A 21818-nucleotide genomic window follows, 5' to 3' on the forward strand; every position below is an offset into this window, starting at 1 on the left:
CGTTTGGATTGGTCGCGTACTCGGTTTCGCAGCGGCGTCACGAGCTCGGCATCCGAGCCGCATTGGGACGACAACGGCCGGGAATCGACGATGGCAAACTGGCTGTCGAGATCGCCGGCGCAGATGCCGTGTGGCGCAGCGGCGGAAGCTGGGGTTACATGCCGTGGCGTCAGGTTCAGATGTACCCGTTCCGACACTATCTTCCGGCGGATGGCTGGAAGCCGAACGATGATCTTCCCGTGGAACAGCGCGACCAGGCGTATTTCCGGGCGATGGTCGAACACATCCGCACGCTGGTCTTCAACTAATAGCGGCGCAACCTTTCGATCCATCCTGCGGCTGCGCCTGGTCGGTCGGCGATTCAGTCTGCCGGGTGCCCTCCGCGTTGGGACCGACCGCCCAGACGCCGAGGGCGAACGTGAAGCCGACTGCGGCGATGGCCGGGCCTGTCCGACGCATTGAAACCTCCTCGAGCTCAGAGAAGCCAACCGACGTAGTAAGGAAACGCAACCATTGATCTATGAACTCAGCGCCGATCGTCCTCGAGCGCCGCGCCCAGCTGCGCGTGGTTGAAGAGCCGTCCGTACTCAAAGCCCTCGGTGATCGAGACCACGTACGTGCCCTCGTTGCGCTCGGCCCACGCGTGCGCCGCCTGCTCGGAGGCGAAGAAATGCACGTAGCAGCAGAAGGTCCCGACCACGTCTTTGACGTTGAGCCCGCTGACCGCGTGCAGTGTCATCGCCGCGCCCTCCGGTGCCACGTCACGCACACGCGACGCGTCCACGATGAGCGAAATCGTCTCGCCGGTCTGGGGAGCAGTCGAGCGGATCCGTGCCGGCCGGCCGAGGAGCTCCGGCAGAAAGAGGGTATCGAGCGCGCACCAGGTGTAGAGCGTGCGCCCGTCCACCTCGAGGGCGTGCGAGGTCGGCTCCAGCGTCAGGCCCGCGAAGGCGAACAGGCGGCCTTGGGGATCGCGCTGGACGATCGGCCACTCGTCGAAGAACGCGGCAACCTCTTCGGGCGAGAGGTTGGCCCGGCGGGCGAGCTCCTCGGGCAGAAACGGCCTTCCCTCGCCGAGCAGGCGGAAGGTCGCGAGCGCGAGTCGTTGTCGCCGGGGGGCCAGGTTGGGGTGGCCCGCGGCAAACTCTGCGGCCAGTGACGGAATGTCGAGCGTCTTGGTTGGCACCTGTTCTTCCTTTCGTTGGAAACTGGTCACTCGTTCACCTTGATGTCACGCCGCGCAGCACGAAAGCTTCTTCACGTCTTTCGTGAAGGTTTGCGCCGCCAACTTGACGGCCTCGGCCAGCGTTAGGTACGGATGGAACGCTCCGGCCAACTCGTCGATGCTGATGCCGTGCGTGATCGCCAGCGTGGGCTCTTGAATCATCTCGCCTGCCTCGCTGGCGAGAATGTGCGCGCCCACGAGACGGTTCGTGCGCCGGTCGGCGACGAGCTTGATGAAGCCGCGACTCTCGTGTGCCGCCAGTGCACGGGGCACGTAGGACAGTGGGAGCGTCGACACGGCCACGTCGAGCCCTTGCGTTCGTGCCTCCTCGGCCGTCGCGCCCACTGACGCCACCTGGGGATCTGTAAACGTCACGCGTGGCAGGGCGGTCAAGTCGTAGCGCCGTCTGTTGCCGTTGAGCGCGTTGTCAGCCGCGAGATGGCCGCCATAGGCGGCCACGTAGACGAACATCGGCTCGCCGATCACGTCGCCCGCTGCGTACACCGCGGAGCGCGACGTCTGCAGGTGCTCGTCCACGCGGATCTCCCCCTTCGCGCCAAGCTCGATACCGGCCGCTTCGAGCCCGAAGCCCTGAGAGCGCGCGCGCCGACCTGTCGCGACCAGTAGTTGCTCGGCTGTGATGGCCTGCGCACGTCCGTGCGTCGTGGCGTCCACCGTGTACGCTGCTCCGTCGCGGCTGACGCCATGGATCGACACGCCGGTTCGCACGTCGAGCCTTTCCTCGCGCAGGTACTCCGCGAGCGCCATGCCGACCTGACGGTCTTCGGCGGGCACGAGCGTCGGCATCGCTTCGAGCACGGTGACATGCGTCCCGAGGCGCGCGTAGAGCTGTGCGATTTCCAGACCCACCGCGCTGCCGCCGATCACGATCATCGAGACCGGGAGCGCCGTGAGGGCCAGCGCCTCCGTGCTCGTCAGGTATCCGGCGTCGGCGAGTCCAGGGATGGGCGGCGCCCAGGGGGAGGCACCGGTGGTCACGATGAGACGTCCTGGCTTCAAGACCCCACCGTCGATCGTGACCGACAGATCGGGATTCACCGTGCCGCGGCCCTCACGCAACGTCACGCTGGGGTACGCCGCGAGGACGTCCCGATATTTCTCCTGGCGCATCGTGGTCACGAGCGCGTCCTTCTGCGCCATGACCTGGGCAAAGTCTGGCGGCTCAGCAGCCGTGTGCACGCCGTCGAAGCCGTGGCGCGTGGCGCGATGTTGAACCTCCGCAGCACGGATCAGCGTCTTTGACGGCACGCAGCCGACATTCACGCAGGTGCCGCCGAGCGTCCCGCCTTCGATGAGCGTCACGCGCGCGCCGAGGTCCGCCGCCCGAATCGACGCGGCGAACCCGGCAGACCCGCCACCCAGCACGACGATGTCTGGTGTGGTGCCGGAAGACGTGTGTTCGGCGCGCAGTGGCGCAGCCGCCGACGTTGGCGGTTCGATGACTGACGCCTGATAGCCCGCGCTCTCAACGGCGCGCACCAGCGCTTCCGGCGCGATGCCGTTCGCTGAGATGTCAGCGCGCTTCTCCGAGAGGCTGACCTCAGCCTGCTCCACGCCGGGTACTGCGGTCAGCGTGCGTCGCAGTGCCACCGCGCAGTGATCGCAGGTCATTCCCTCGACGGCAAGCGATACGCGTTGGATGTCCATGTCTGTGATACTCCTCGCACACGTTGTCGGTCGTCACATCCGAGCTGTGCGCCGCACACTCCACCCTCAGTTTCATCGGTGGAGCGCGCTCCAGAGTCAAGCGTCCCTTTTCGTGGTGTCGCGATATCCGCCTCGGCTACGCGGCAGGATGCATCGCCCACCCGAGAAGCCGTGACCATGACCGAGAGTCACGGCCTCACACAGGAACAACGCCGTTCCGTGCCCAATGGTTAGGATTCCTGGTTTCCAGGTATGCGCGACCCCACCCTAACCTTGCGCGTCTGGCGGGCGTTTCCAGGGATCGAAGGGGTACGTATCATTCAGCCAGGACGAATTTGCGTGAGTGAACGGCAGCGTGCTGACCAAGACCTGATGCTCGCGTACCAGCGTGGGGATCGGGAGGCGTTTGAGGAGCTCTATGCGCGATACGCCAAACCGATTTACAACTTCTTCCGGCGTACAGCGCTTGACGACGGCAGTGCTGACGATCTGCTACAGAAGACGTTCTTGAAGCTCCATGTCGCTCGAGGGCACTATCGGGCGGAGGGGGCATTTCGCAGTTGGATCTTTGCCGTCGCGCGCAACGTGTTACGCGACGACGCGCGCCAGCGGGGCCGGGCACAAACCAAGAAGACGGACGAGTTCAACGAGCAGATATCCACCGAGCCGGTCACCCAGGTGAGACCGAACGCAGAGATCGAGGTCATCGTGACGGAGGCGCTAGCAACGCTACCGCTGACCCAGCGCGAGGTCATCGTCCTGAATCGCTACCACGGCATGACCTATGCGGAAATCGGGGAACTGCTCGGCATCAGCGCGAATGCCGTCAAGCAGCGCGCGTTTCAGGCCATGCGCACCCTCAGGCAGCGGTTGAGCATCGACAGCGAAAGGTCGGGGTGAGGAATGAGCAGCAACAACGACGCGCCGTGCCATGACATCAGCATTGAGCTCTCTGCCTTGGTCGCGGGCGAGCTCGATGAACACGCTCGCGCCGAGATCGAGCGCCATCTCTCGTTTTGCCCGGGCTGCCAGTTCGAGTGGCGGACCAATGCGCTGGTGTGGCGCTGCCTGACCGCATGCAAGGATGTGGACCCTCCGGCCGCGCTGCGGAACCGGGTCTTCGACGCGATCGCGGAGTACGACCGGACCCACGCAAAGTAAGGCGCGGCGGAGCGCGGGAGGCGGTTCACGCGCCGGCGGCGGTGGTATGCCATGGTTCAAGCTACCCGGCCGCAGACTTTAGCCTACGCGCTGACAGACTCACCAGTTGGCCAACTGACCTGGATGGTGGATGTGTTCAAAGAGATCACCGACTCCACCGACGTGCTCGAGGATGCCATCGACCGCGACCATTTCCTTACCAACGTGAGCCTGTACTGGCTGACCGGGACGGCGGGGTCGGCGGCTCTTCTGTTCAAGGAAACCTCTCATGACGTCCGCAGCGTGGGCGCGCCGTCAACAGTGCCCACTGGAATGGCAGTGTTTCCCCGCGAACCATTGGTGCCGATTCGCGCCCTGGCCGAACGCAGTCACACCATCGTGCACTGGTCAGAGTTCGACCGCGGCGGGCACTTCCCGGCCATGGAGGTACCCGATCTCCTGATCGGAGACCTGCGGCAGTTCTTCCGTGGCCTTCGCTGACACCTATCTCGGTCCACTCCAGTGTCAACTACGCTCAGCGGCGCGTCTTTGATATCGCCTAGCGTCCCACGGACGCGATCCCTACGCTTGCCTGACCAGCTCGAGGTCGATCGCGATCTTGACCTCGTCGCCCACCGCGACGCCGCCGGTCTCGAGCACCTGATTCCACACCAGCCCGAAGTCGCTGCGCTTGATCTTCGTCGTCGCGCTGAATCCCGCGCGTTCGTTGCCCCACGGGTCCTTGCCCCGGCCTTCAGCCGTGACGTCCAGCCCGACCTCGCGCGTGACGCCGTGTATGGTGAGATCGCCGACGAGCTTGAACGTCCCGTTGGACACATCCGTGACGCGCGTGCTGCGGAACGTGAGGGTGGGATACTTCTCGACGTCGAAGAAATCGGCCGAGCGCAGGTGCGCGTCGCGCTGTGCCTCGCGCGTGTCGATGCTGTTCACGCCAACTGTCACTTCGACCCGGGCCGTGGTGAGGTCGGAGTCGTCGCTCAGCACCCGACCGCTCACGTCGGAAAGGCGGCCTTTGACCGTGGCGATCATCAGGTGACGCACCGAGAACTCGAGACTGGCATGACTGCGGTCGATGTTCCAGGTCGTGGTCGTTTCAGGGATCGCGCTCATGCCGGTGCTCCTTTGGATGGTCTGTGTACTTACGACAAGGATGCTACTATATTTTCGTAAGTCTCATCTGTCAAGTGCGCTCCTTCGTTGCTACACTATCGTCATGTCGCACGAGTTGTGCGCGCGTTTCCACCAGGCGGTGGAGCTCATCGGCCGGCGCTGGAGCGGCGCGGTTGTTCAGCTCCTGCTCCAGGGACCGTCACGCTATGGCGAGCTGCGGGCGACGATTCCCGAGATCAGCGACCGCATGCTGTCGGAACGCCTGCGCGAGCTAGAGCAAGCGGGCATTGTCCTCCGCACGGTGATTCCAGAAATTCCCGTGCGGGTGGAGTACGAGTTGACGGACAAGGGGCGCGCGCTGCAGCCAGCACTGGACGCGATTGGCGCTTGGGCCCAGCAATGGCTCGAGGGTGCTGACAGCCAGACCGCCCACGCTGGTCGAAGGACGCGCCGGCATCCAGCGCCCGCCGCTCGCGTGATCACGGCCCGCAAGCGCACTCCACGCGCGCGTCGAGGATAGGCCTGCGCGAACCGACTGCGACCCACGAGTGACCGCTGAGAGACGTCAGCGGCAGTTCCGAGCTCTTGCCTCCGCGACCAACGGCAGGGCACCTGCCAGAACCGCGCATCGCCAGCGCGCCACCGAGGGTTCCAACCAGCACCTTCATCACCACATCTCGAGATCGACGTTCGCCCGCAGCTCATTGCCAAACCGGTATTGCTCATCGTCCTCCGTGTTGAACCGGTTGGGGACCGGGTTGAAGACGAAGTGACCAGTGGCGATGTCGGTCACCTTCATCTCATCGGTATCCGGTGCGAAGTTGAGGCGACTCACGGCCGCCTTGATGTTGTACACTCAAAACCCTCACAAATAGCCGGCAATGTCCAGATCGATCCGTTGGACCTGTGCGTGCACAGGCGCTGGTAGGAGCAGGAGACCCGGCAGCGTCAGCATCATCCTCGCCTTCATTGACTCCTCCCAATGGTTGCTCGTCATCGCATATCTCCTGCACCCGGCCCTCGCTGACCGCCTGGTCTATCCCGCAAGGTTTCCAGAAACTGGCGAGGCGAAAGAACGGTGACGCCGCATCGTGATGCCGTCGGATAGTGGCGGAGATTGCCCGTCACGAGCGGCGCTCCAGCCGCCTTCGCGGAGGCCAAGAAGGGTTCGTCGTCCGCGTCTGGCAGGGCAACCGGCCACGGCAACGGTGTCACCAGAACACCCGCATCCTGTATCGCGAAGAGCACGCGGTTCACTCGCTCGGGACTGAGCTTCAACTCGGTTCGAGCGAGAACATCCCGGTATTCCGCAATGATGCGGCTGTCGTATGCTGTCGCGAGCTCGCGGGCCATGACCAGGTCGACGATCCAACCCGGCGGGCCATGCTCTGAAAGAATGCCGGACACGAGGACGTTCGTATCCAGCACCAGCGTGCGCATCAACGCGCGGCCCGCGATCCGCGCGCACGCCGGGCCTTGCGGGCCTTGGCGATAACAGCCTCAACATCGGCCGGCGATACCGTGTCCAGCCCTCTGCGTCTGGCCTCCTCCCTGAGCCCCCGCAACGCCGTCTGGGCGCGCCCGATCTTCAGGGCCTCCACCGTCTCATCGAGCGAGTCGCTGTCCACGGGAACCAGCAGAGCAAACGGCTTACCGCTGGCCGTCAGCAGAGACTGGGGCTCGCCGGCAATTGCCCTTCGCACCGCGTTTGGTCGCGTCCGAAAATCACGGATCGTCACAGTCTTCATAGGTGTATGGTATCCCATAGGGGTGACTATTGTCACCAGTTCCAACGACCCGGCCTTAGCGCCATTCAGCCAGGACGAATGTGCGTGACTGACTCCTCGCAGGATTGAAAACAGGTGTCAACGCTGGCCGAACCCAGCGGTGTTCCCATTTACCGGTGTCCGCCAATGATAATTTCTGGCTCGTCGATACCCATGATGCAGATCGCCGCCAGGACGCTCATCACTGCGCTCACGATCGCGATCCCTCCAAAGCCCGCCGACTCATACACGGAGCCGCCGATCCACGCCGCCGCGGCGATGCCAAGTTGCGACGCGCTGTTTCGAACGGCGACGTAACCGCCCCGGTGTTCCGTCTCGACGAGCTCCGTGATCAAGGCGGAGAGGGCTCCCTGGCGGAAGGCCGCGGCAAATGCCACCAGCCCGAACGCGACGAACATCGGGATTCCCCATCCGACGGCCGGAACGATCAGGAAGCTCACGCCGAGCGCGACGCTGGTCACGAGGGCCACCGGCCGCTTGCCCACACGGTCGACCAGGAGGCCGGCGAGGGGCGCCACGACCAGCGACGCGAGAGCCGCCGCGGTGAATAGGAGACCTACAGAGGTGAGCGGGACACCCCGGTCGCGCACGAGCCATGCCCCAAGATAGGTGACGAACCCAACGACGCCGCCCGACACAAAGAACGCCGCGAGCAACCCGAAGAGCGTCGAGCGCGTGAAGAAGAACGCGCGATAGCGCGGCGATATGAAGCAGCGCCACGCGCCGGCAGCGTCTACTGTCGCCGCTCACGTAAAACCGCGCAATTCTGAACAGGTGTTGCCGCTAAGTCGTTAATTCGCCGTCGCCCTTCATCGATGGCATTGTGCTCGTTGAGGGTAAGGTTCTCCGCTTCGCTCCGACCCCGCTTCGCGGGGCGCCTCCGGCGACCTTGCCCTCAACTGCGCGCAATGCCCAGGAAATCCCATGGCGACGGCGAACGGGTCGACCCTTGGCTCCGGCACCGGGTCATCAAGAACGTCGGATCACAACTTCACGTCCGTGTCAACTATGATCCCCCACGCTTCATACAGAAACTCGCTAAGTTGTTGATCCGCGCTGCTGCGAACCTCGTTTCGCTCGACGATTGTCGAGAATTGCGCGGTTTTACGTGAGCGGCGACATCTACGCCAAGGCGAAGTGGTTTGCTCGGAGGATGCGGCAGGAACAGTGCCACCGGGACAACCACCAGCGTCGCCGCGAGCAAAGCGCTAAACACGCTTCGCCAGCCTGCGGCGCTGGCCAGCATTGCCCCAGCAGGCACCCCTACGCCGAGCGCCACAGAGCTGGCTGTCGTAATCACCGTGAAGGCACGGCCCCGCCGGGCATACGGAAAATAATCGCCGACATATGTCGTGACCGTCGTCGAGACTGCGCCCGCGGCCAGACCGCTGAGCGCGCGCAAGACCAACAACGCCGGAAAATTCGTCACCACCGCCGTTAACGAGAAGGAAACGGCGAGGACGCCAAGGGCCAACCGGAGGAAGGGAAGCCGGCCCCAGACATCTGACAGCGGACCGACGAGCAGTGCAGACGCGGCAGCCGCGAACGAATAGGCGGAGACCAGGGCACCGGCTGTCCCCACCGCGACCGAGAGGTCGCTGGCGATGGCGGGAAGCAGCGGCGACATGAGGTGCACGTTGAGCTCGCCGAGCAGCATCACCGCGAACAGGGACGCGAGGACGAGTGGTGCGCGTGTTGCTCCCGCACGGGCGCTCTCTCGGCCTCGCGCCCGCAGGATCGACGAAGACAAGACGCGCACCGCAACCGTCACCACATCACGAATGTGGTGGACCCCATGGCCGGGCTGGGTAGGTCGGCGGCCCGGCGAACAGCAGGCGATGGTCCGACGCGTCCAATACGATGGCGTCGTACAGTACGTCCAGAAACGACGCGTCGTAGCGAGCCAGAAAGTGCGCGATCGTGAGACGACGTTCCTGCAGGTCGCCGCCCGGACGAAGCCGCATCTCGGTGCGTTGCAGCCGCTCGGCGGCGGCGGCCTGTCGAGCACGTTGCGCCGACACGTACGCGCTCCGGAGCTTCGCCAGCTCTCGCCGCATGGCGTTGCGGCACCTAGAGACGGACGCCTTTAGGGACGGTTCTTCCATTTCAACCTGCGCGTCGATGGTCTGCCACTGTTCCTCGAGGTCTCGTTCGGCCCCATCGAGCATTCGCCAGGTCTCCCCCGCGAACTGCCGTGCCACGACCTCTGGCCACAATGTCTCGAACCCGCGAACGATGTCCGCGAACTCCAACTGAAACGTGCGCAGGGTCTTTTCGTCGGAATGCTCTAGAACAGTGAAACTGGCGCGCGGCACGATAGGCGTCGGAGAACGGCCGAAGAGACGATACAGCGGTTCAAGTTGCGCGAAATACGCGACTTCTGCCGGACCGCCGATGTACGCCGCTGTCGGCAGCAACGTATCCTGCACCAGCGGCCGGAGACTCGCGTTCGGGCTGAACAGGGCGGGGCAGTCGCGAATCATGGCGCGCATGCCCTCTACTGGCCACCGCCGATCGCCGTGCCTGGCGCGGAACGCCCCGCCAGCCTGCCGCAACGCCACACGTGTGCCGTTCTGAATCAGAAAGAACGGCGCGGACTCCGGCTCGACGTGCAGCTGCGCATGGTACCCGGCAGCCACGAGCGTGGAAGAACGTTCGACCAGCCGCTGTGCGATCTCGGGCGTGCGGACGATCACCTCGTCGAACAAGCCCGCCGCAAGGGACTTGACACGGGGATCTGTCGGATCGAGCAGGATCACACCGTAGGGCGCGAGCAACGCCGCGAGCAGCCGGCCGAACGCGGCGCCCAGCGTCGTGCCGGGCGTGTAGGCGTCCTGCAGTTGTTCGTCGAGGCAGGATCCAAGCGCGGACGCGGGCAGGGCGGCAAGCAGGCGGGCGCGGGCCTCGTCAATGGCTGCCGTCAGCGGGACGTTGCCAACAGGTCTGCCCTCGTCGCCAGGAGCGAGATGACGCACCGTGACGAGCTTGCCCTGTGGAGAGACGACGCTGCAATGATCGACCTCCGCGAGGTCGTGATCGTCGGCGGCAATCCAGAACACCGAAACGGCCGGCCGGCCGCGTGCGCGAAGCGCGGCGGCGATCTTCACTGCGGTCAGCGCCTTGTACACCGTGTAGAGCGGGCCCGTAAACAACCCCGGTTGCTGGCCCGTCACGATGGCCACCGTGTCTCGGCAGGAGAGAAGCGCGAGGTGACGGGTTACCGCCTCGCCCGCGCCACACTGCCGATTTTGGTCGGCCAGGATGTCGACCAGCCGCCCACGATCCGCGCCGCCGCTCACGCCGGATACGGCTCTGGCCTCAATCGCCGGCAGCGACCACCCGCCCGTCCCATAGAAGCGGGCGACCTTCGGGAAAGACGACGTGTAGGCAAGAAAGAGTGTGGAAACGCCAGACAGCACGTGCCACGGGATGACGTCTGTCCGTGCGTCGGTCGCCACGCCCGAAGGGGGACGCGCGCCGGGCCAGGTGGCGAGTCGACAGTCGCTACCGAGTGGATTCACACACATGTCTCCGGTCTCAGCGGTCATCCGTCCGGCGATTCTAAGCACCGCAGCAGTGGCCACGACAGTGCCAGAAGTCATGTGGTCATCGCATGACTTTGCGCACTAGGCACACCCGTCGATGCTCCCTATCTTCTCGTCAGAGGACGTGTCCGGGAATCATCCCGAAACGGTTCATCAAGGATTCGGTATGCGCGCCGCTCGCACCGCGGAGATCGTCACGACTGGCTGTCGATCATCCTAGAACCTGGGAAACGTGGTGCGGCGTCCTAGTCATAGGCCGACAGGACGCTCGGCCACTTTTCATATGAGGAAGGTGTCATGTCGTCGGAGAAGATTCAGACATTGACGGTGAGCAACTTCGACCAGGCTGTCAGCTCGGCGACGCCCGTGCTCGTCGATTTCTGGGCCGAGTGGTGTGCGCCGTGCCGCATGTCTCTGGTGGCCGGATGATCGATCGTGGTGCGTGGCGACGGAGATTGATTTTCGTTGGACCTACGTGGGCGGCACAGAACGCTGCATCCGAAGCCTCGAACTGGAGACCCGACTTGAGGTGCTGCGCACCCAGCCGCAACACCGTGGCGATTGTGAGAGTGACCGGCCGAAAGACGCCCTACATCCATGAACCATCAGTACACAAACCCACACGTCGCAATGCTCACACCTGCGACGCGTGACGGTAGTGCTGCTCAAATTCTCTGATGCTACGCCGGACGACGTGCCTGCGATCGCCGCCCTGCAGAAATCGGCCGCTGGCGCACAGCTGACGTATGACTACGATGTCTTCGTCAAGCTGCCAAACCACCGTTGTATAAATGAACAGCTATGTTTACGCGCGAAGGGGGTGAACACCATGCACAGTCATCGAGAGACAGTCACGCGCCGGGGTCCGAAACGGCTTTTCAGGAGTTGTGCCAAGCAGTTGGCACGAAAGTGTTGCATGGCGCTGATACTCATTACGGTATCTGCAAGTGCGTGGGCCCAGGTCGCCAGCAACGTGGCCGCCAAAAGCCCATGGGGTCCCGACGATGAAATCGGCACCCTGAATATGATGACCGACGCCTCCCGGCTGAAGGTTGTCGAGCAGATTGCGGGCGGGAAGGTCTACGACCTCAGCGTCGATATTTACGTCGGGATGCCGGACTGTTGCGGTGCGTTCGGCGACCCCTCGTATCAGATATGGATGACGCATACCCCGCAACGAACTGCGGCGGGCACGGCCCCAGAAGCCAATCCGGAGTTGTTGTCGTACTCCGGTGACGCGATCTCGATGTACACCCACACGGGAACCCACATTGACGCCCTCAATCACTTTGGGTTCCACGGCAACATCTGGAATCAGGTCAGCGCCGACGACGCGCTCGACGCCCGCGGATGGACCCGTTCGGGTGTGGACACATATCCGCCGATCATCGCCAGAGGAATACTCATCGACGTGGCAACGTCCAAAGGCGTGGACCATTTGCCGGAGTCCTATACGGTTACGGCCCGGGATCTGCAGGACGCCCTCAAGGAACAAGGGACAGTGCTCCAACCAGGCGATGTCGTCCTGATCCGCACGGGACTGATGAGCCTGTGGCCTGACCGAGCCGAATACCGGCTCGACAACCAGGCCGGCCTTGGCCTCGAGGCGGCCCAATGGCTGGTCGACGCGCGAAAGGCCATGCTGCTCGGGGCAGATAACTTCGGTGTCGACAGTTTTCCCTCGAAGAATCCGGACAATTTTGTTCCTGTCCACAGCTATCTCTTCGCCGAACGAGGGGTGTCGATCATCGAGGTGATGTGGCTCGAAGACCTGGCGAAGGATCAGGTGTATGAGTTCCTGTTTATCGCGGCACCGCTCAAGTTGCGGGGTGCGACTGCGTCACCGATACGGCCGCTGGCAATGCCGATCCAGCGGCCATGAGGATACGCAGTGCGGATCACAAAAATTCAGCAAGGCCGCCGCGTCCTGCCGCGCGACGTCCCAGAATCCGACGTGGAGGCGTGGTATGGCGAACCAATCGATGAAAGTCTGGCAGATTTCGAAATTCGGACTCGACGCGCTCGAGCAGCTCGAACGGACGGTCCCGCAGCCCGGCCCGAACGAGATCTTGGTCAAGATTGCGGCCGTGTCCCTCAACTATCGCGACAAGCTGGTCGTCGAGGGCACGTACAACGCGTCGTTTCTCCTGCCGTTGGTTCCCGCGTCGGACGCGGCAGGAACCGTGGTGGCCCTCGGCCCGGGCGTGACGCGCGTCCGCATGGGCGATCGGGTCATCGGACTCTTCTATCCGAAGTGGTTCGACGGCGATGTGCGGGCGGCGCAACACGACGACACGCTGGGAGGGCCGCTGCCGGGCATGCTGGCGGAATATGTTGTGTTCCACGAGCAGGCCGTCGTGGCCGCGCCATCGTATCTCGACGACCGTGAAGCCTCCACGCTGCCGATTGCGGCGCTGACGGCGTGGACCGCGCTCTTCGAGCACGCCCACGTCGGGCCAGGGCAGACGGTGCTCGTCGAGGGCACCGGTGGCGTGTCGGTGTTCGGCCTGCAACTCGCGTCCGCGGCCGGGGCGCGGGTCATCGTCACATCGAGCCGCGACGAGAAGCTCGCGCGGGCGAAGGCGCTCGGCGCCTGGGAGACCATCAACTACACGAGCCACCCACACTGGGATGAGCGCGCCATCGAGCTCACGTCGGGCCGCGGCGTCGACCTCGTGCTGGAAGTGTTCGGCGGCGACAACGTGCAGCGCGCCGCGCACGCGCTCGCACGCGGTGGGACGATCGCCCTGATCGGCCTGCTCCAGGACGTTTCCGCGCGCTTGGACATCGTCCCGTTCATGGTGAACATGCGTACCCTGCGCGGTGTTTCGGTGGGTAACCGCCGTCAGATCGAGGCGATGAACCGCGCCCTGGACAGGATTCAGCTCCGGCCGGTGATCGACACAGTGTATCCGTTTGCGGAGACGCCGGCGGCATTCGAGCATGTGAGCCGCGGAGCGTTCGGCAAGGTGGTGATCGCGCTGGCGTAAGTGGCGTGTCGCCCGTCAGCCGCTATTCTTCCAGCATGGCGATTCGCGGCGCCACTCTCGACGCGCGCCGTGCGGCGTCACGCGGCCTGCGTCCGAGAACGGAGAGTCCGTTGACTTCCGCGAAAACAGGCCTATGCCGTCTATCGTCTGAATATTTCGAAATGGGCGTCAAAGATCTGAATCAGACCGTATGTCAGTTGCAGGATTGACCTTCAGACTTTTGACCCATCCGATACATGGGCTTGGTTTGTATCGAAGATTAGCTGTTCTCTGTTACCTCATTAACCTTTCGGTTACCGAGCCAACGGTATCATCTGGCCGTCTCGGTAAGGAAGGGAAGGAAGGAAGGCAGGCGGACAGTCGGAAGGGAAGATTTGCCAGATCGCGCCACGCCGTAATACACAGCCGAACCAGGAACGCGAGTTCTGGCCGCTGTTGATGTGAGTTGCGCTACCACACGCCGGCGCCGATCTCGACGACAACGCGCGGATAGTCGGTGAGGCCGTTCGCTCGGTAACCGAGCCGCAGGCCCCCGAAGCTATAACCCAGCGTGGCCCAGCGTGCTACGCGCGGCACGGGCACGCGGAATTTCAACCCGAGCTCATGGACGACGCCGCGGCGATCGGGCGCCGCGTAGAGTGCTCGCTCCCAGCCAACCGCCGCGTACCAATCCACCCAGCGTGAGGCGGACGGCGTCACCAGCAGATCCGCACTCGCCGTCCCGCCGACGACAAAACGGGGCACCAGCCAGACGTGCTTCAGATCGTAGCCGCGGAGGACTACCGACGCGCCGATGTTGCGACCATCGAATCGCGCGTTGATGCCTGGAATGAGACCGACGCGCAGATCACTGCTGCTGCTCTCCCGCGTGAGCACGGCGTGCGGGTCACGGTGTGCGCCGAACTCTTGGAACTTCATGAATCCCAGCAGACGCGCGTCGAGCGCCGTATCACCGCAGGTCATGACACTTGTCGCCGAGCGCAGCTCGTAGCGTCCCAGAAACGGGCTTCCAGGCTGGACGGAGGACGGGCCGCACAACGTGGGACCTTCCGGGGCAGGAGACGCGTGCCGGCAGTGCGACGCTTGGCCATGGAGGGCGCATATCGCCGGCCCACGAGACGTCCCGTGCTCATAACGTCGCGCACGCCCCACGCGTCGTTGAGCCTCGCCGTGACGTCGTAGCCAGGTGTGTAGTAGCCATCGGCATTGCGGTCTGGACAGCTCGCATGCTTACCCTCCTCCACGAGAATGCACAGCGGGAAGCGCGTGTCGGCGCCAACGTCGAGCGTATTCGAATACCAGAACAGGCCGTGGGCTAGGCCGGTCGCGCGCGTCACCCGGATCTGCCGACAGCCGGACGGCAACAGGTCGAACTCGACCTGGAGCTCGACCGCCTCCAGATCGTGAGGGTGGGCACCGAGGCCGATGTCCTCGGGATAGTAAGAAAAGAACTTCAAGGCGAGGCTGCGCACCCGGTCAAAGTACGTCCGCTCTTCGTCGTGAGGCACCCGACCAAGGCCGATGCCGCGTTGACGTACCTGCATGGCCTGGTAATACACGACAGCGCGCTCCGACGGCTCATCACAGGGAAGCGCTGCTGGGATCGGAATGCCCGCTTGACGGAGCGGTTCATCCGGAGAAAACCACAGGATGGGTGCGACGATGGCGGCAATGTCCGCCAGGCTGCCCGGCGCTGTCGCTCCGCGCCAGACGATGCCAGGAGTGGCGTCCGCCTCGGCTGGAGATGGACATGTGCAGGAGCTCGGCGAACCAGTAGCCGGATGCACTGGTGCTCGCGGATCGGCGAGGATGCTGGCAGTCCGGGGCACGACCCGGCTCTGGGCACTAGCGGACGGAGCCGCGTGAAGAACGCCACAGACCGCCGCGACAGTGCCGCACTGCCGAGCGACGAACCTGAGCGCCGTGACGAGTAGCGCCCTGCGGACGTTGCTTACCTCGTTCTGGTCTGACTGTATGTGCGACATCACTTCGCGCCCGTGGCATAACGGCGTCAGCATCGTTAAGAGAGAGTGTGTTGTTGACGATCGAATCGGCTCAGTAGTCAGATGCGCGCAATCTTCGGCTTCACGGCGTCTGCACTCACGTGACACTCCTTCTGCCCCGACTGGGACATCACTGTCGATGTCGTTCCCGGTACGATCCTTCAGCGGAACACGCGTCCGAGAAATTCCCTTGCTCGACGACCTGTTGCCCCGGCGGCTCCGCGACGCGCTTGCGCAACTTGATCGCGAAGTCAAAAAGGCTCTACGCGGCGGCCGCTCTTGCTGCCTAAGAAGCTCGCTTCAACTACGATCTCTCCTTTAGGAGATGTTTAGGAGATGTCTAGGTTGCAGAGTATGCGACCGTGAACCTTGTTCGGTGGTGTCTGGACCGCTCGGCTTCATCGAGCAGCGCCACCGCGAGATCTTCCATGGAAATCCTCGAGAGGCCCTGGGGATCGACCAGTAGCTCGTCGGCGCCGAGCCGGTAGCGGCCGGTGCGCTCTCCCGGCCTCAGCAACGCGGGCGGGCTCAGATAGGCCCAATCCACCCCGGTCTCGGCGCGGCAGGCGTCGAGTTGGTCGCAGCACGCGAGCGCGATGTCCCGCCAGGCAGGGGGGACGTATCTCGGATCGTCCACAACGATCCCGCCCGTGTCCGGCACGGTCAGGCTGCCGGCGCCGCCCACAAGCAGCAGCCGCACCCTGGTCCGCGCGAGTCCGGCCAGCAGCGCCTTGGCGGTCGCGACGAGCTCCTGCTCATGGCCGGGCGCCGGGCGGGTCGCGCTGATCACGAGATCTTGGCCGGTGCTCAACTCGATCACATCCTCCACGTCCGCAGCGTCGCCCGCACGGGCGTTGGCGGCAGCAGGCAGGTCGGGGAAACGGGCCGGGTCGCGCACGATGGCGGTGACCTCGTGGCCACGGGACAGGGCCTCGGCCACCACGCGGCTGCCCACGCTTCCGGCAGCTCCGAACACGGTGATACGCATGGTTCAGGTCAGGTGGTCGAAATCGCCGTGGACCCAGGCGATATGCCGGTCGGCGGACCGACGCACTACTGCCTTGGCATCGCAGCCGATGACGATGTCGAAATTGCCGTAGAGGCGGTCGAAGGCGAAGCGTTCCACATGTTGGGTGACGCGCTCGACAACGGCGGCGGACAGCGGGATGCGGTTCGGGAAGCTGCGCATGAAGCTCACCGACTTGCCGTCCGGATTCGCGAAAATCGTGTCGCTGCTCAGTAGCACGCCCTTTCCGTTCGCGCCCGCGGCCCAATGGACGACCGCGCTGCCCGGAAAGTGACCGCCGGGCTGGGTCAGGGTCACGCCCAGCAGCAGCTCCAGCGTTGCCGACCACGGGCGGATCACCGGATCGTGTCTGGCCACCCAGTCCAGGTGCTGCTCGGCCACGAGCACCGGGACCCCACCCAGCTCTCGACTCCACTCCACCTGCACGCCGAACATGTGTGGATGGCTAGCGGCGATCGCGACCACCTCACCCAGCTCGCGCACCCGTTCCACTGCGGCGGTGTCCAGGTACCCGATCGGGTCCCACAGCAGGTTTCCCGCCGGCGTGCGGAGCAACTTGGTTTGCTGACCTATCCCCGCCTCTGGATCACTCGTGATGCCCCACAGGTTCGGTTCAAGCTCCACCACGAAGGTGCGGCAACCGGACGCGGCCAGTTCCGCCAGCGTCGTCCACCGCTGGCCCGTGGCCGGCACCCACTGGCGCTCATCGGCGCAGATCGCGCACAGCTCGACCTTCTCGGCGTGCTCCACGGCGCACGTCTGACAAATCCAGAAATCCATCTCACAGTCCTTCCACACGTCCGCACCTGCATAACGGTCTCCAAGATCACCGTCCGCGCGAGCCCGGGGGAAACTCGATCCCCTGACTCCGCGGGACAGGAGACGACAAATCGAGCACCATCCGCTCGGTGAGCGATGCGAGCGCGTTGTCGAGGACCCGGGCCCAGTCGTCGTTGTGCTCCAGCAGGTGTCGCATGAAGATTCCCGGGACGGTGCTGCGATACTGGACGAGGTCGACCACCTCGTCGCAGAAGGGTAATGCCGTCCCGTCGATGCCCCGGTACCGGTTCGACCGGACCAACGTTCTCAGCCAGCCCCTCCCGCAGCCCCATCCTCCACGAGTGCGCAGCGGGCGAGCCACCGAGCGTTGATGGTGTAGCTCGTCGTGTCCCCGTACGGTCGCGGGTCATCAAGCCCCTGATACCACAGAGGCCCACTTCCCGACATTGACTTCAGATTCCTCGCGACGGGATCAGCGTCCCTCAGCATGTGCGCGTCTCCTCGTGCTGCGTACCGCACGGTCTCGGCGGTCATCCGTCCGGCGATTCTAGGCACCGCGGCAGTGGCAACGACAGTGCCAGAAGTCATGTGGTCATCGCATGACTTTGCACACTAGGCGACAGCCGTCGAAGCTTCCTATCTTCTCTTCAGAGGACCCGGAATCGTCCCGGAACGGTTCATCAAGGAGGATTCGGTATGCGCGCCGTTCGCACCGCGGACATCGTCGCGACTGGCTGTCGATCACGCGTCAAGATCGGAGGCGCGTCTTGAACGTCCAAGCACGCGCCGAGTCTCGGTGGTCGCCTAGAACCCGGGATGCGCGACGGTATCATGGGACCGGAGCTGATGGCCGTGATGCGGGCTCAGGCCGAGCGCTTCGGCACGGAGATGCACACGATCGACGTGTCGCGCGTCGATCTCTCGCAGCCACCATTTCTCGTCGTGGGAGGGGACGGCACGGAGGTCCGCGCGCGTGCGGTCATCGTGGCGACCGGGGCATCGGCCATGTTGCTCGGTCTCCCGGCTGAAACGACGCTGATGGGCACGGGGTCTCCACGTGCGCCACCTGCGACGGCTTTTTCTTCCGCAACAAGGCGGTCGCAGTCATCGGCGGGGGCGATTCGGCCATGGAGGAGGCCACCTACCTGGCACGTCTTGCGTCGCAGGTGACGGTCGTGCACCGGCGCCGGGAGTTGCGCGCGTCCAAGATCATGCAGGAGAAGGCGTTCGCCAACCCGAAGATCACCTTCATGTGGGATACCGTCGTCGAGGACATCAGCGACGCCGGACAAAAGACGGTGACCGGGCTCTCGCTGCGGAACGTCAGGAGCGGGGAGCCGAGCACGCTTGCCGTTGACGGCGTGTTCCTCGCCATCGGCCACCGACCGAATACGGCGCTCTTCACGGGCCAGCTCGAGATGGATCAGAACGGGTATCTCATCACACGCAGCGGCACCGCGACGAACGTGCCGGGCGTCTTTGCATGCGGTGATGTGCAGGACCACGTGTACCGCCAAGCCGTGACCGCCGCAGGTTCCGGCTGCATGGCGGCGTTGGATGCCGAGCGGTACCTGGAAGGGATTCCGCGGGATACCTACAACGTGGAGCCAGTCTCACAAGCGACGGGAGAGCACTGAAGAACAATGCTCAATGCCCAATGCTTAATAGCGGGTTTACCCCAGGCCGGGCTTACGCCGCAAATCGAGCGTCGCGAGCGATTTCCCGCTCCTTGTGCGTGCGGTGTGTGGGCAGCGGTTGGTGTGAGACCGTGCAGCGTCGGCGGCTGTGGTCCTTTCGGCGTGATCCTGGCGGCGTCCGTGTGGCCCGGTGCTGTGGGCGTGCAGCGTCACGCGGCTGCGTCCGAGAACGGACGTTCCGTCAATCTCGCGAAAAACCGTCTAATAGTTCCTATCGTCCTACTCGCCATCAAGGCTATGCAAAAAGTCGGCACGCGGCCTCGGATCGAACCGGCGTTCGGGTGGCTGAAGACGATCGCCTGGATGCGCAAGGTCAAGCTGCGTGGCCTGCCCAAAGGTCGACCGGCTCTTCGTGTCCACGAGTGCGGCCTTCAATCTGATTCGGCTGCCCAAGCTGCTGCCCAGTCCGGCATGATGCGGGTGACGTGTCTTCACCGGCCGCCTCGCGCACTGCAGGACGGACGCACACAGCGGTTCGAGCCACGGTCGCGATAGAATTCGCCGACTCGATGAAGACGAGGCTGCTCATCATCCACCGTTTTTCAGCGGCCTCTTAGGCCGCACGACCTATCTATGCGCCTTACTCAGGTCTTTCGAACCTTCTTGATCAGCGATGTGCTGGTGACGGTAGCCAGCAACTTCGCCGGCTCTCAGGCAACCGACGCGGTTGAGAATCACGCTTCCGTGTCGCTTCTCTACATCCTTGTCTCGATCGGCGTAGGCTTCGCGTGGATTAGTGCGCTTGTTGGGCTTTGGCGGTTTCGCAATTGGGCCCGGGTTGTTTATCTTGGGTTGGCTGGTGTTGGGCCCTTAGCCCATTTGCTGGCAGGGGGTGGAGAGGCTACCGGCCTCGAAGAGGCTATCAACGCTCTTTCTTGGTTGATCAGGGGCATGATCATTGCCCTCGCGTATTGGTCGCCGCTTGCGTCCAAGTTCCGGCCTGATGTGCGGGCTGCCTCCCAAAACACTTCTCAGCGCTAGGACGACGAGACGGCGGGTGAAAGGACCTCGCCGGTCTCGCGGTTGACCAGCTCGAAACCGAGGGTCGCGGCGCGCTCGCGGAGCCGGCGGATGGCGCGGGTCCGCTGCTGAAGGTCGTACGCGTCAGCGCCGGGATCCCGCATTCGCTGGACGGACAGGTTCGACGATCCGAACCTGCCGGGCGAGATGAAGGTGACGGTGAGCTTGAAGAAAGTCTCTTTCGGGACCGAGGTGAACATCGTGCAGGAGGGGCTCCCGGATGTCATCCCGCCGGAGGCGTGCTCTCTTGGTTGGCAGGAGTCGCTCACGCTGCTGGCGAACCTTGTCGAGGCAGCGATTCCGGATTAGTGGCGACGCTCGGCGGACGCGTACGCGGCTCCAGTAACCGCAGCCCTGTACATGAGGATCTGCCGGTGCGTCGCATCGGACACGTTGCGGATCTGGATCGGTTTCGCCATGTGCTCAGCATCACGGCCTGTAGCGCGCATGGCAATCAAGTCGCCGTGGTCGTCGGGCGCGGGAGCATGCGGACCGCTACGGGAGGGATTCGTCGATCCGTGAAGATCGCGAGCAGCACTGAACCGCTTGAATTCTCTAAATATCCGATGTGCTGAGGGAGCGCGCATTTCCGTGCCGGCGGGTACTTCGATAGTGAAATCACCTTCGGCCGGAAGTCACTGAAAATCCGTCAATTCACTCAGAATTCTTCACGGAACACGCCTGGCGCGGTGCGGAATGTGTCCGAAATTTGTTTACACGTTTCGGACAACTCAACCGCCTGAGGGCTGAAGCCGTGGGCTGAGTGGCCCAGCCAAGGTGCGATCACTGCGTTCGTGCGGGACCAGCTCGAGGTACTCGCCGCCGAAGGAATGGCTCTTGCCGGAGGTGAAGTTGGTGAAAGACCATCGACGACATTCACGCGACGATGCGCGATCTCCCGTCAAAGGGCATCAAGGTGAAGGGTGAACCACAAGACGAGGGCTTCGGTATCACGGTCATGCTACGTCTGCCGGGCGAGGTCGAGGTGGTGCTGTACGAGCCGCGCCACGCGACGCCCATCGAAGCCACCGCGCGCTGAACACTTGCCGGCAGTTCACGCTGGCTGCGCGCTTGATGGAATCGCAGAATTGGCAGGGCACAGTCCCTCTGGTCACCGCACGAGCGCGAGGCCGCGCAGGTGCTGCGGCGACGTCGCATAGCTGACCACGCGGCGCCAACTCTTCCCGCCGTCATCCGAACGGTGCACGCCGCGCTCATCCGCGGCCCACAGCTCTCCGGCTTTCGCGCCGGCGCAGAGCAGAGGCGCGACCGTGCTGGCTGGCTCCGGCCAGCCGTCGTGCACGCGCTCCCAGCCGCTCGCCGGTGAGACGGCGATACAAGCGGCCCTGGCGTGGCCCGCGGCGCGAGGCCTGTTCATCGTGCCGTCGTCATGTCAGCCGGCGGTCGCATCTACGGGATCGGACCAGCCACCGTTGCCCGGGCCGAGGAGGCCGGGCTTGCCTTCGCCAAGAGCATGGGGATCGCGGAAACCAGAGCCGACGCGCTCGCGGCCCTGCGAGCGTTGCCCGCCGACAAGGTCAACGGTGACCTCAGTATGGAAGCGTTGATCACGAAGCCCGCGAGCTATGCGGTGGGCCGATCCCCGATTGGAAATTGTGACTTCAGCGGGTATGCCCGGCGAGGCGCTGCGCAAGGGCACGGCAGCCAGGGTGCCGGTGTTGATCGGAACCACGAGCGATGATCTCCCGGTCGTGTTTCCGCCGCGCGACAATCCCCTGTCGTTCTTCGGCGCGGACGCCGCGGCAGCGAAAGCCGTGTATTTCGCCGACGCGGACCCGGCCACT

The 21818-nt window shown here is 64.2% G+C and carries 24 protein-coding genes and 3 pseudogenes (1 of these 27 running past the window's edge); 11 read left to right on the forward strand and 16 right to left on the reverse strand.

The features are described 5' to 3' along the window. Positions 1-462, forward strand: part of the annotated coding region (locus GEV06_23440) for a hypothetical protein (GenBank protein ID MPZ20834.1) (this coding region is incomplete at its 5' end). Its footprint begins 300 nt before the window's first position; 462 of its 762 annotated nt are in view. Between the two features lie 64 nt (positions 463-526). On the opposite strand, the gene GEV06_23445 is transcribed toward GEV06_23440, so the two are convergent. Continuing rightward, entirely contained in the window at positions 527-1216 is a 690-nt protein-coding gene (locus GEV06_23445) for an alkylmercury lyase (GenBank protein ID MPZ20835.1), read from the reverse strand. A gap of 15 nt (positions 1217-1231) precedes the next feature. Beyond that, the gene (merA, locus tag GEV06_23450) at positions 1232-2893 is read right to left on the reverse strand and encodes a mercury(II) reductase (GenBank protein ID MPZ20836.1); all 1662 of its coding nucleotides are present in this window, start codon (positions 2891-2893) and stop codon (positions 1232-1234) included. 252 nt (positions 2894-3145) lie between these two features. On the opposite strand from merA, the gene GEV06_23455 reads away from it, so the two are divergent. Genes GEV06_23455 through GEV06_23465 form a run of 3 tightly spaced genes read left to right on the forward strand, consistent with a single transcriptional unit; the run spans position 3146 to position 4534 of the window. Continuing rightward, on the forward strand, positions 3146-3793 hold the full coding sequence (locus tag GEV06_23455; protein ID MPZ20837.1) for a sigma-70 family RNA polymerase sigma factor: 648 nt from the start codon (positions 3146-3148) through the stop codon (positions 3791-3793). 3 nt (positions 3794-3796) lie between these two features. After that, a complete protein-coding gene (locus GEV06_23460; protein MPZ20838.1) occupies positions 3797-4054 on the forward strand; it encodes a hypothetical protein in 258 nt (85 codons plus the stop codon). 51 nt (positions 4055-4105) lie between these two features. Continuing rightward, positions 4106-4534: a hypothetical protein gene (locus tag GEV06_23465; GenBank protein MPZ20839.1), complete on the forward strand. Its 429-nt coding sequence runs from the start codon at positions 4106-4108 to the stop codon at positions 4532-4534. 81 nt (positions 4535-4615) lie between these two features. Here GEV06_23465 and GEV06_23470 read toward each other — a convergent pair whose 3' ends face one another. Beyond that, the gene (locus GEV06_23470) at positions 4616-5164 is read right to left on the reverse strand and encodes a hypothetical protein (protein MPZ20840.1); all 549 of its coding nucleotides are present in this window, start codon (positions 5162-5164) and stop codon (positions 4616-4618) included. Between the two features lie 103 nt (positions 5165-5267). Between GEV06_23470 and GEV06_23475 the strand changes: the two genes are divergently transcribed. Beyond that, the gene (locus GEV06_23475; GenBank protein MPZ20841.1) at positions 5268-5684 is read left to right on the forward strand and encodes a MarR family transcriptional regulator; all 417 of its coding nucleotides are present in this window, start codon (positions 5268-5270) and stop codon (positions 5682-5684) included. Between the two features lie 147 nt (positions 5685-5831). On the opposite strand, the gene GEV06_23480 is transcribed toward GEV06_23475, so the two are convergent. From GEV06_23480 to bshC, 6 genes are all read right to left on the reverse strand, one after another. Continuing rightward, complete coding sequence (locus GEV06_23480; GenBank protein MPZ20842.1) at positions 5832-6020, reverse strand: hypothetical protein; 189 nt, start codon at positions 6018-6020, stop codon at positions 5832-5834. Between the two features lie 137 nt (positions 6021-6157). Continuing rightward, the gene (locus tag GEV06_23485) at positions 6158-6604 is read right to left on the reverse strand and encodes a putative toxin-antitoxin system toxin component, PIN family (protein MPZ20843.1); all 447 of its coding nucleotides are present in this window, start codon (positions 6602-6604) and stop codon (positions 6158-6160) included. Continuing rightward, a complete protein-coding gene (locus GEV06_23490; GenBank protein MPZ20844.1) occupies positions 6604-6912 on the reverse strand; it encodes a hypothetical protein in 309 nt (102 codons plus the stop codon). The genes GEV06_23485 and GEV06_23490 overlap by 1 nt, the downstream gene beginning before the upstream one ends. A gap of 149 nt (positions 6913-7061) precedes the next feature. Beyond that, positions 7062-7658: an MFS transporter gene (locus tag GEV06_23495; protein ID MPZ20845.1), complete on the reverse strand. Its 597-nt coding sequence runs from the start codon at positions 7656-7658 to the stop codon at positions 7062-7064. Positions 7659-7957: 299 nt separating this feature from the next. Next, a complete protein-coding gene (locus GEV06_23500) occupies positions 7958-8710 on the reverse strand; it encodes an MFS transporter (GenBank protein ID MPZ20846.1) in 753 nt (250 codons plus the stop codon). Between the two features lie 16 nt (positions 8711-8726). Next, positions 8727-10553, reverse strand: a complete 1827-nt coding sequence (gene bshC, locus GEV06_23505; GenBank protein ID MPZ20847.1) for a bacillithiol biosynthesis cysteine-adding enzyme BshC — start codon at positions 10551-10553, stop codon at positions 8727-8729. Between the two features lie 240 nt (positions 10554-10793). Between bshC and GEV06_23510 the strand changes: the two genes are divergently transcribed. From GEV06_23510 to GEV06_23520, 3 genes are all read left to right on the forward strand, one after another. Further along, positions 10794-10925 carry a hypothetical protein gene (locus tag GEV06_23510; GenBank protein MPZ20848.1) on the forward strand — a complete coding sequence of 44 codons (132 nt, stop codon included), beginning with the start codon at positions 10794-10796 and terminating at the stop codon, positions 10923-10925. A 487-nt stretch (positions 10926-11412) separates the two neighbouring features. Next, complete coding sequence (locus GEV06_23515) at positions 11413-12378, forward strand: cyclase family protein (protein ID MPZ20849.1); 966 nt, start codon at positions 11413-11415, stop codon at positions 12376-12378. Between the two features lie 85 nt (positions 12379-12463). Next, the gene (locus GEV06_23520) at positions 12464-13486 is read left to right on the forward strand and encodes a zinc-binding dehydrogenase (protein ID MPZ20850.1); all 1023 of its coding nucleotides are present in this window, start codon (positions 12464-12466) and stop codon (positions 13484-13486) included. A gap of 450 nt (positions 13487-13936) precedes the next feature. On the opposite strand, the gene GEV06_23525 is transcribed toward GEV06_23520, so the two are convergent. The 5 genes from GEV06_23525 to GEV06_23545 all read right to left on the reverse strand — a co-directional run bounded on the left by GEV06_23525 (position 13937) and on the right by GEV06_23545 (position 17597). Then, positions 13937-14449 (reverse strand): hypothetical protein, encoded by a 513-nt coding sequence (locus GEV06_23525; protein ID MPZ20851.1) that lies wholly within the window; start codon positions 14447-14449, stop codon positions 13937-13939. Then, positions 14446-15315 carry a hypothetical protein gene (locus GEV06_23530; GenBank protein ID MPZ20852.1) on the reverse strand — a complete coding sequence of 290 codons (870 nt, stop codon included), beginning with the start codon at positions 15313-15315 and terminating at the stop codon, positions 14446-14448. Before GEV06_23530 ends, GEV06_23525 begins: the two co-directional genes overlap by 4 nt. Before the next feature lie 514 nt (positions 15316-15829). Beyond that, the gene (locus GEV06_23535) at positions 15830-16477 is read right to left on the reverse strand and encodes an NAD(P)H-binding protein (GenBank protein ID MPZ20853.1); all 648 of its coding nucleotides are present in this window, start codon (positions 16475-16477) and stop codon (positions 15830-15832) included. Between the two features lie 3 nt (positions 16478-16480). After that, positions 16481-17296 (reverse strand): MBL fold metallo-hydrolase, encoded by an 816-nt coding sequence (locus GEV06_23540; GenBank protein ID MPZ20854.1) that lies wholly within the window; start codon positions 17294-17296, stop codon positions 16481-16483. 46 nt (positions 17297-17342) lie between these two features. Beyond that, on the reverse strand, positions 17343-17597 hold the full coding sequence (locus GEV06_23545) for a hypothetical protein (protein MPZ20855.1): 255 nt from the start codon (positions 17595-17597) through the stop codon (positions 17343-17345). Positions 17598-18112: 515 nt separating this feature from the next. Here GEV06_23545 and GEV06_23550 point away from each other — a divergent pair. Beyond that, positions 18113-18933 (forward strand): annotated as a pseudogene (locus GEV06_23550) (SidA/IucD/PvdA family monooxygenase). 1170 nt (positions 18934-20103) lie between these two features. Beyond that, positions 20104-20322, forward strand: a pseudogene (locus GEV06_23555) (polyketide cyclase). A 479-nt stretch (positions 20323-20801) separates the two neighbouring features. Here GEV06_23555 and GEV06_23560 read toward each other — a convergent pair. Both GEV06_23560 and GEV06_23565 read right to left on the reverse strand, forming a co-directional pair. Further along, a pseudogene (locus GEV06_23560) lies at positions 20802-20882 on the reverse strand (polyketide cyclase). 242 nt (positions 20883-21124) lie between these two features. Beyond that, positions 21125-21391, reverse strand: a complete 267-nt coding sequence (locus tag GEV06_23565) for a hypothetical protein (protein MPZ20856.1) — start codon at positions 21389-21391, stop codon at positions 21125-21127. A 12-nt stretch (positions 21392-21403) separates the two neighbouring features. Here GEV06_23565 and GEV06_23570 point away from each other — a divergent pair, with 12 nt between their 5' ends. Beyond that, positions 21404-21715 carry a hypothetical protein gene (locus GEV06_23570; GenBank protein MPZ20857.1) on the forward strand — a complete coding sequence of 104 codons (312 nt, stop codon included), beginning with the start codon at positions 21404-21406 and terminating at the stop codon, positions 21713-21715. Positions 21716-21818: the final 103 nt, after the last annotated feature.

Origin of the sequence: Luteitalea sp. (genome assembly GCA_009377605.1) — a bacterium.
In the GTDB taxonomy this organism is placed as follows: domain Bacteria; phylum Acidobacteriota; class Vicinamibacteria; order Vicinamibacterales; family Vicinamibacteraceae; genus WHTT01.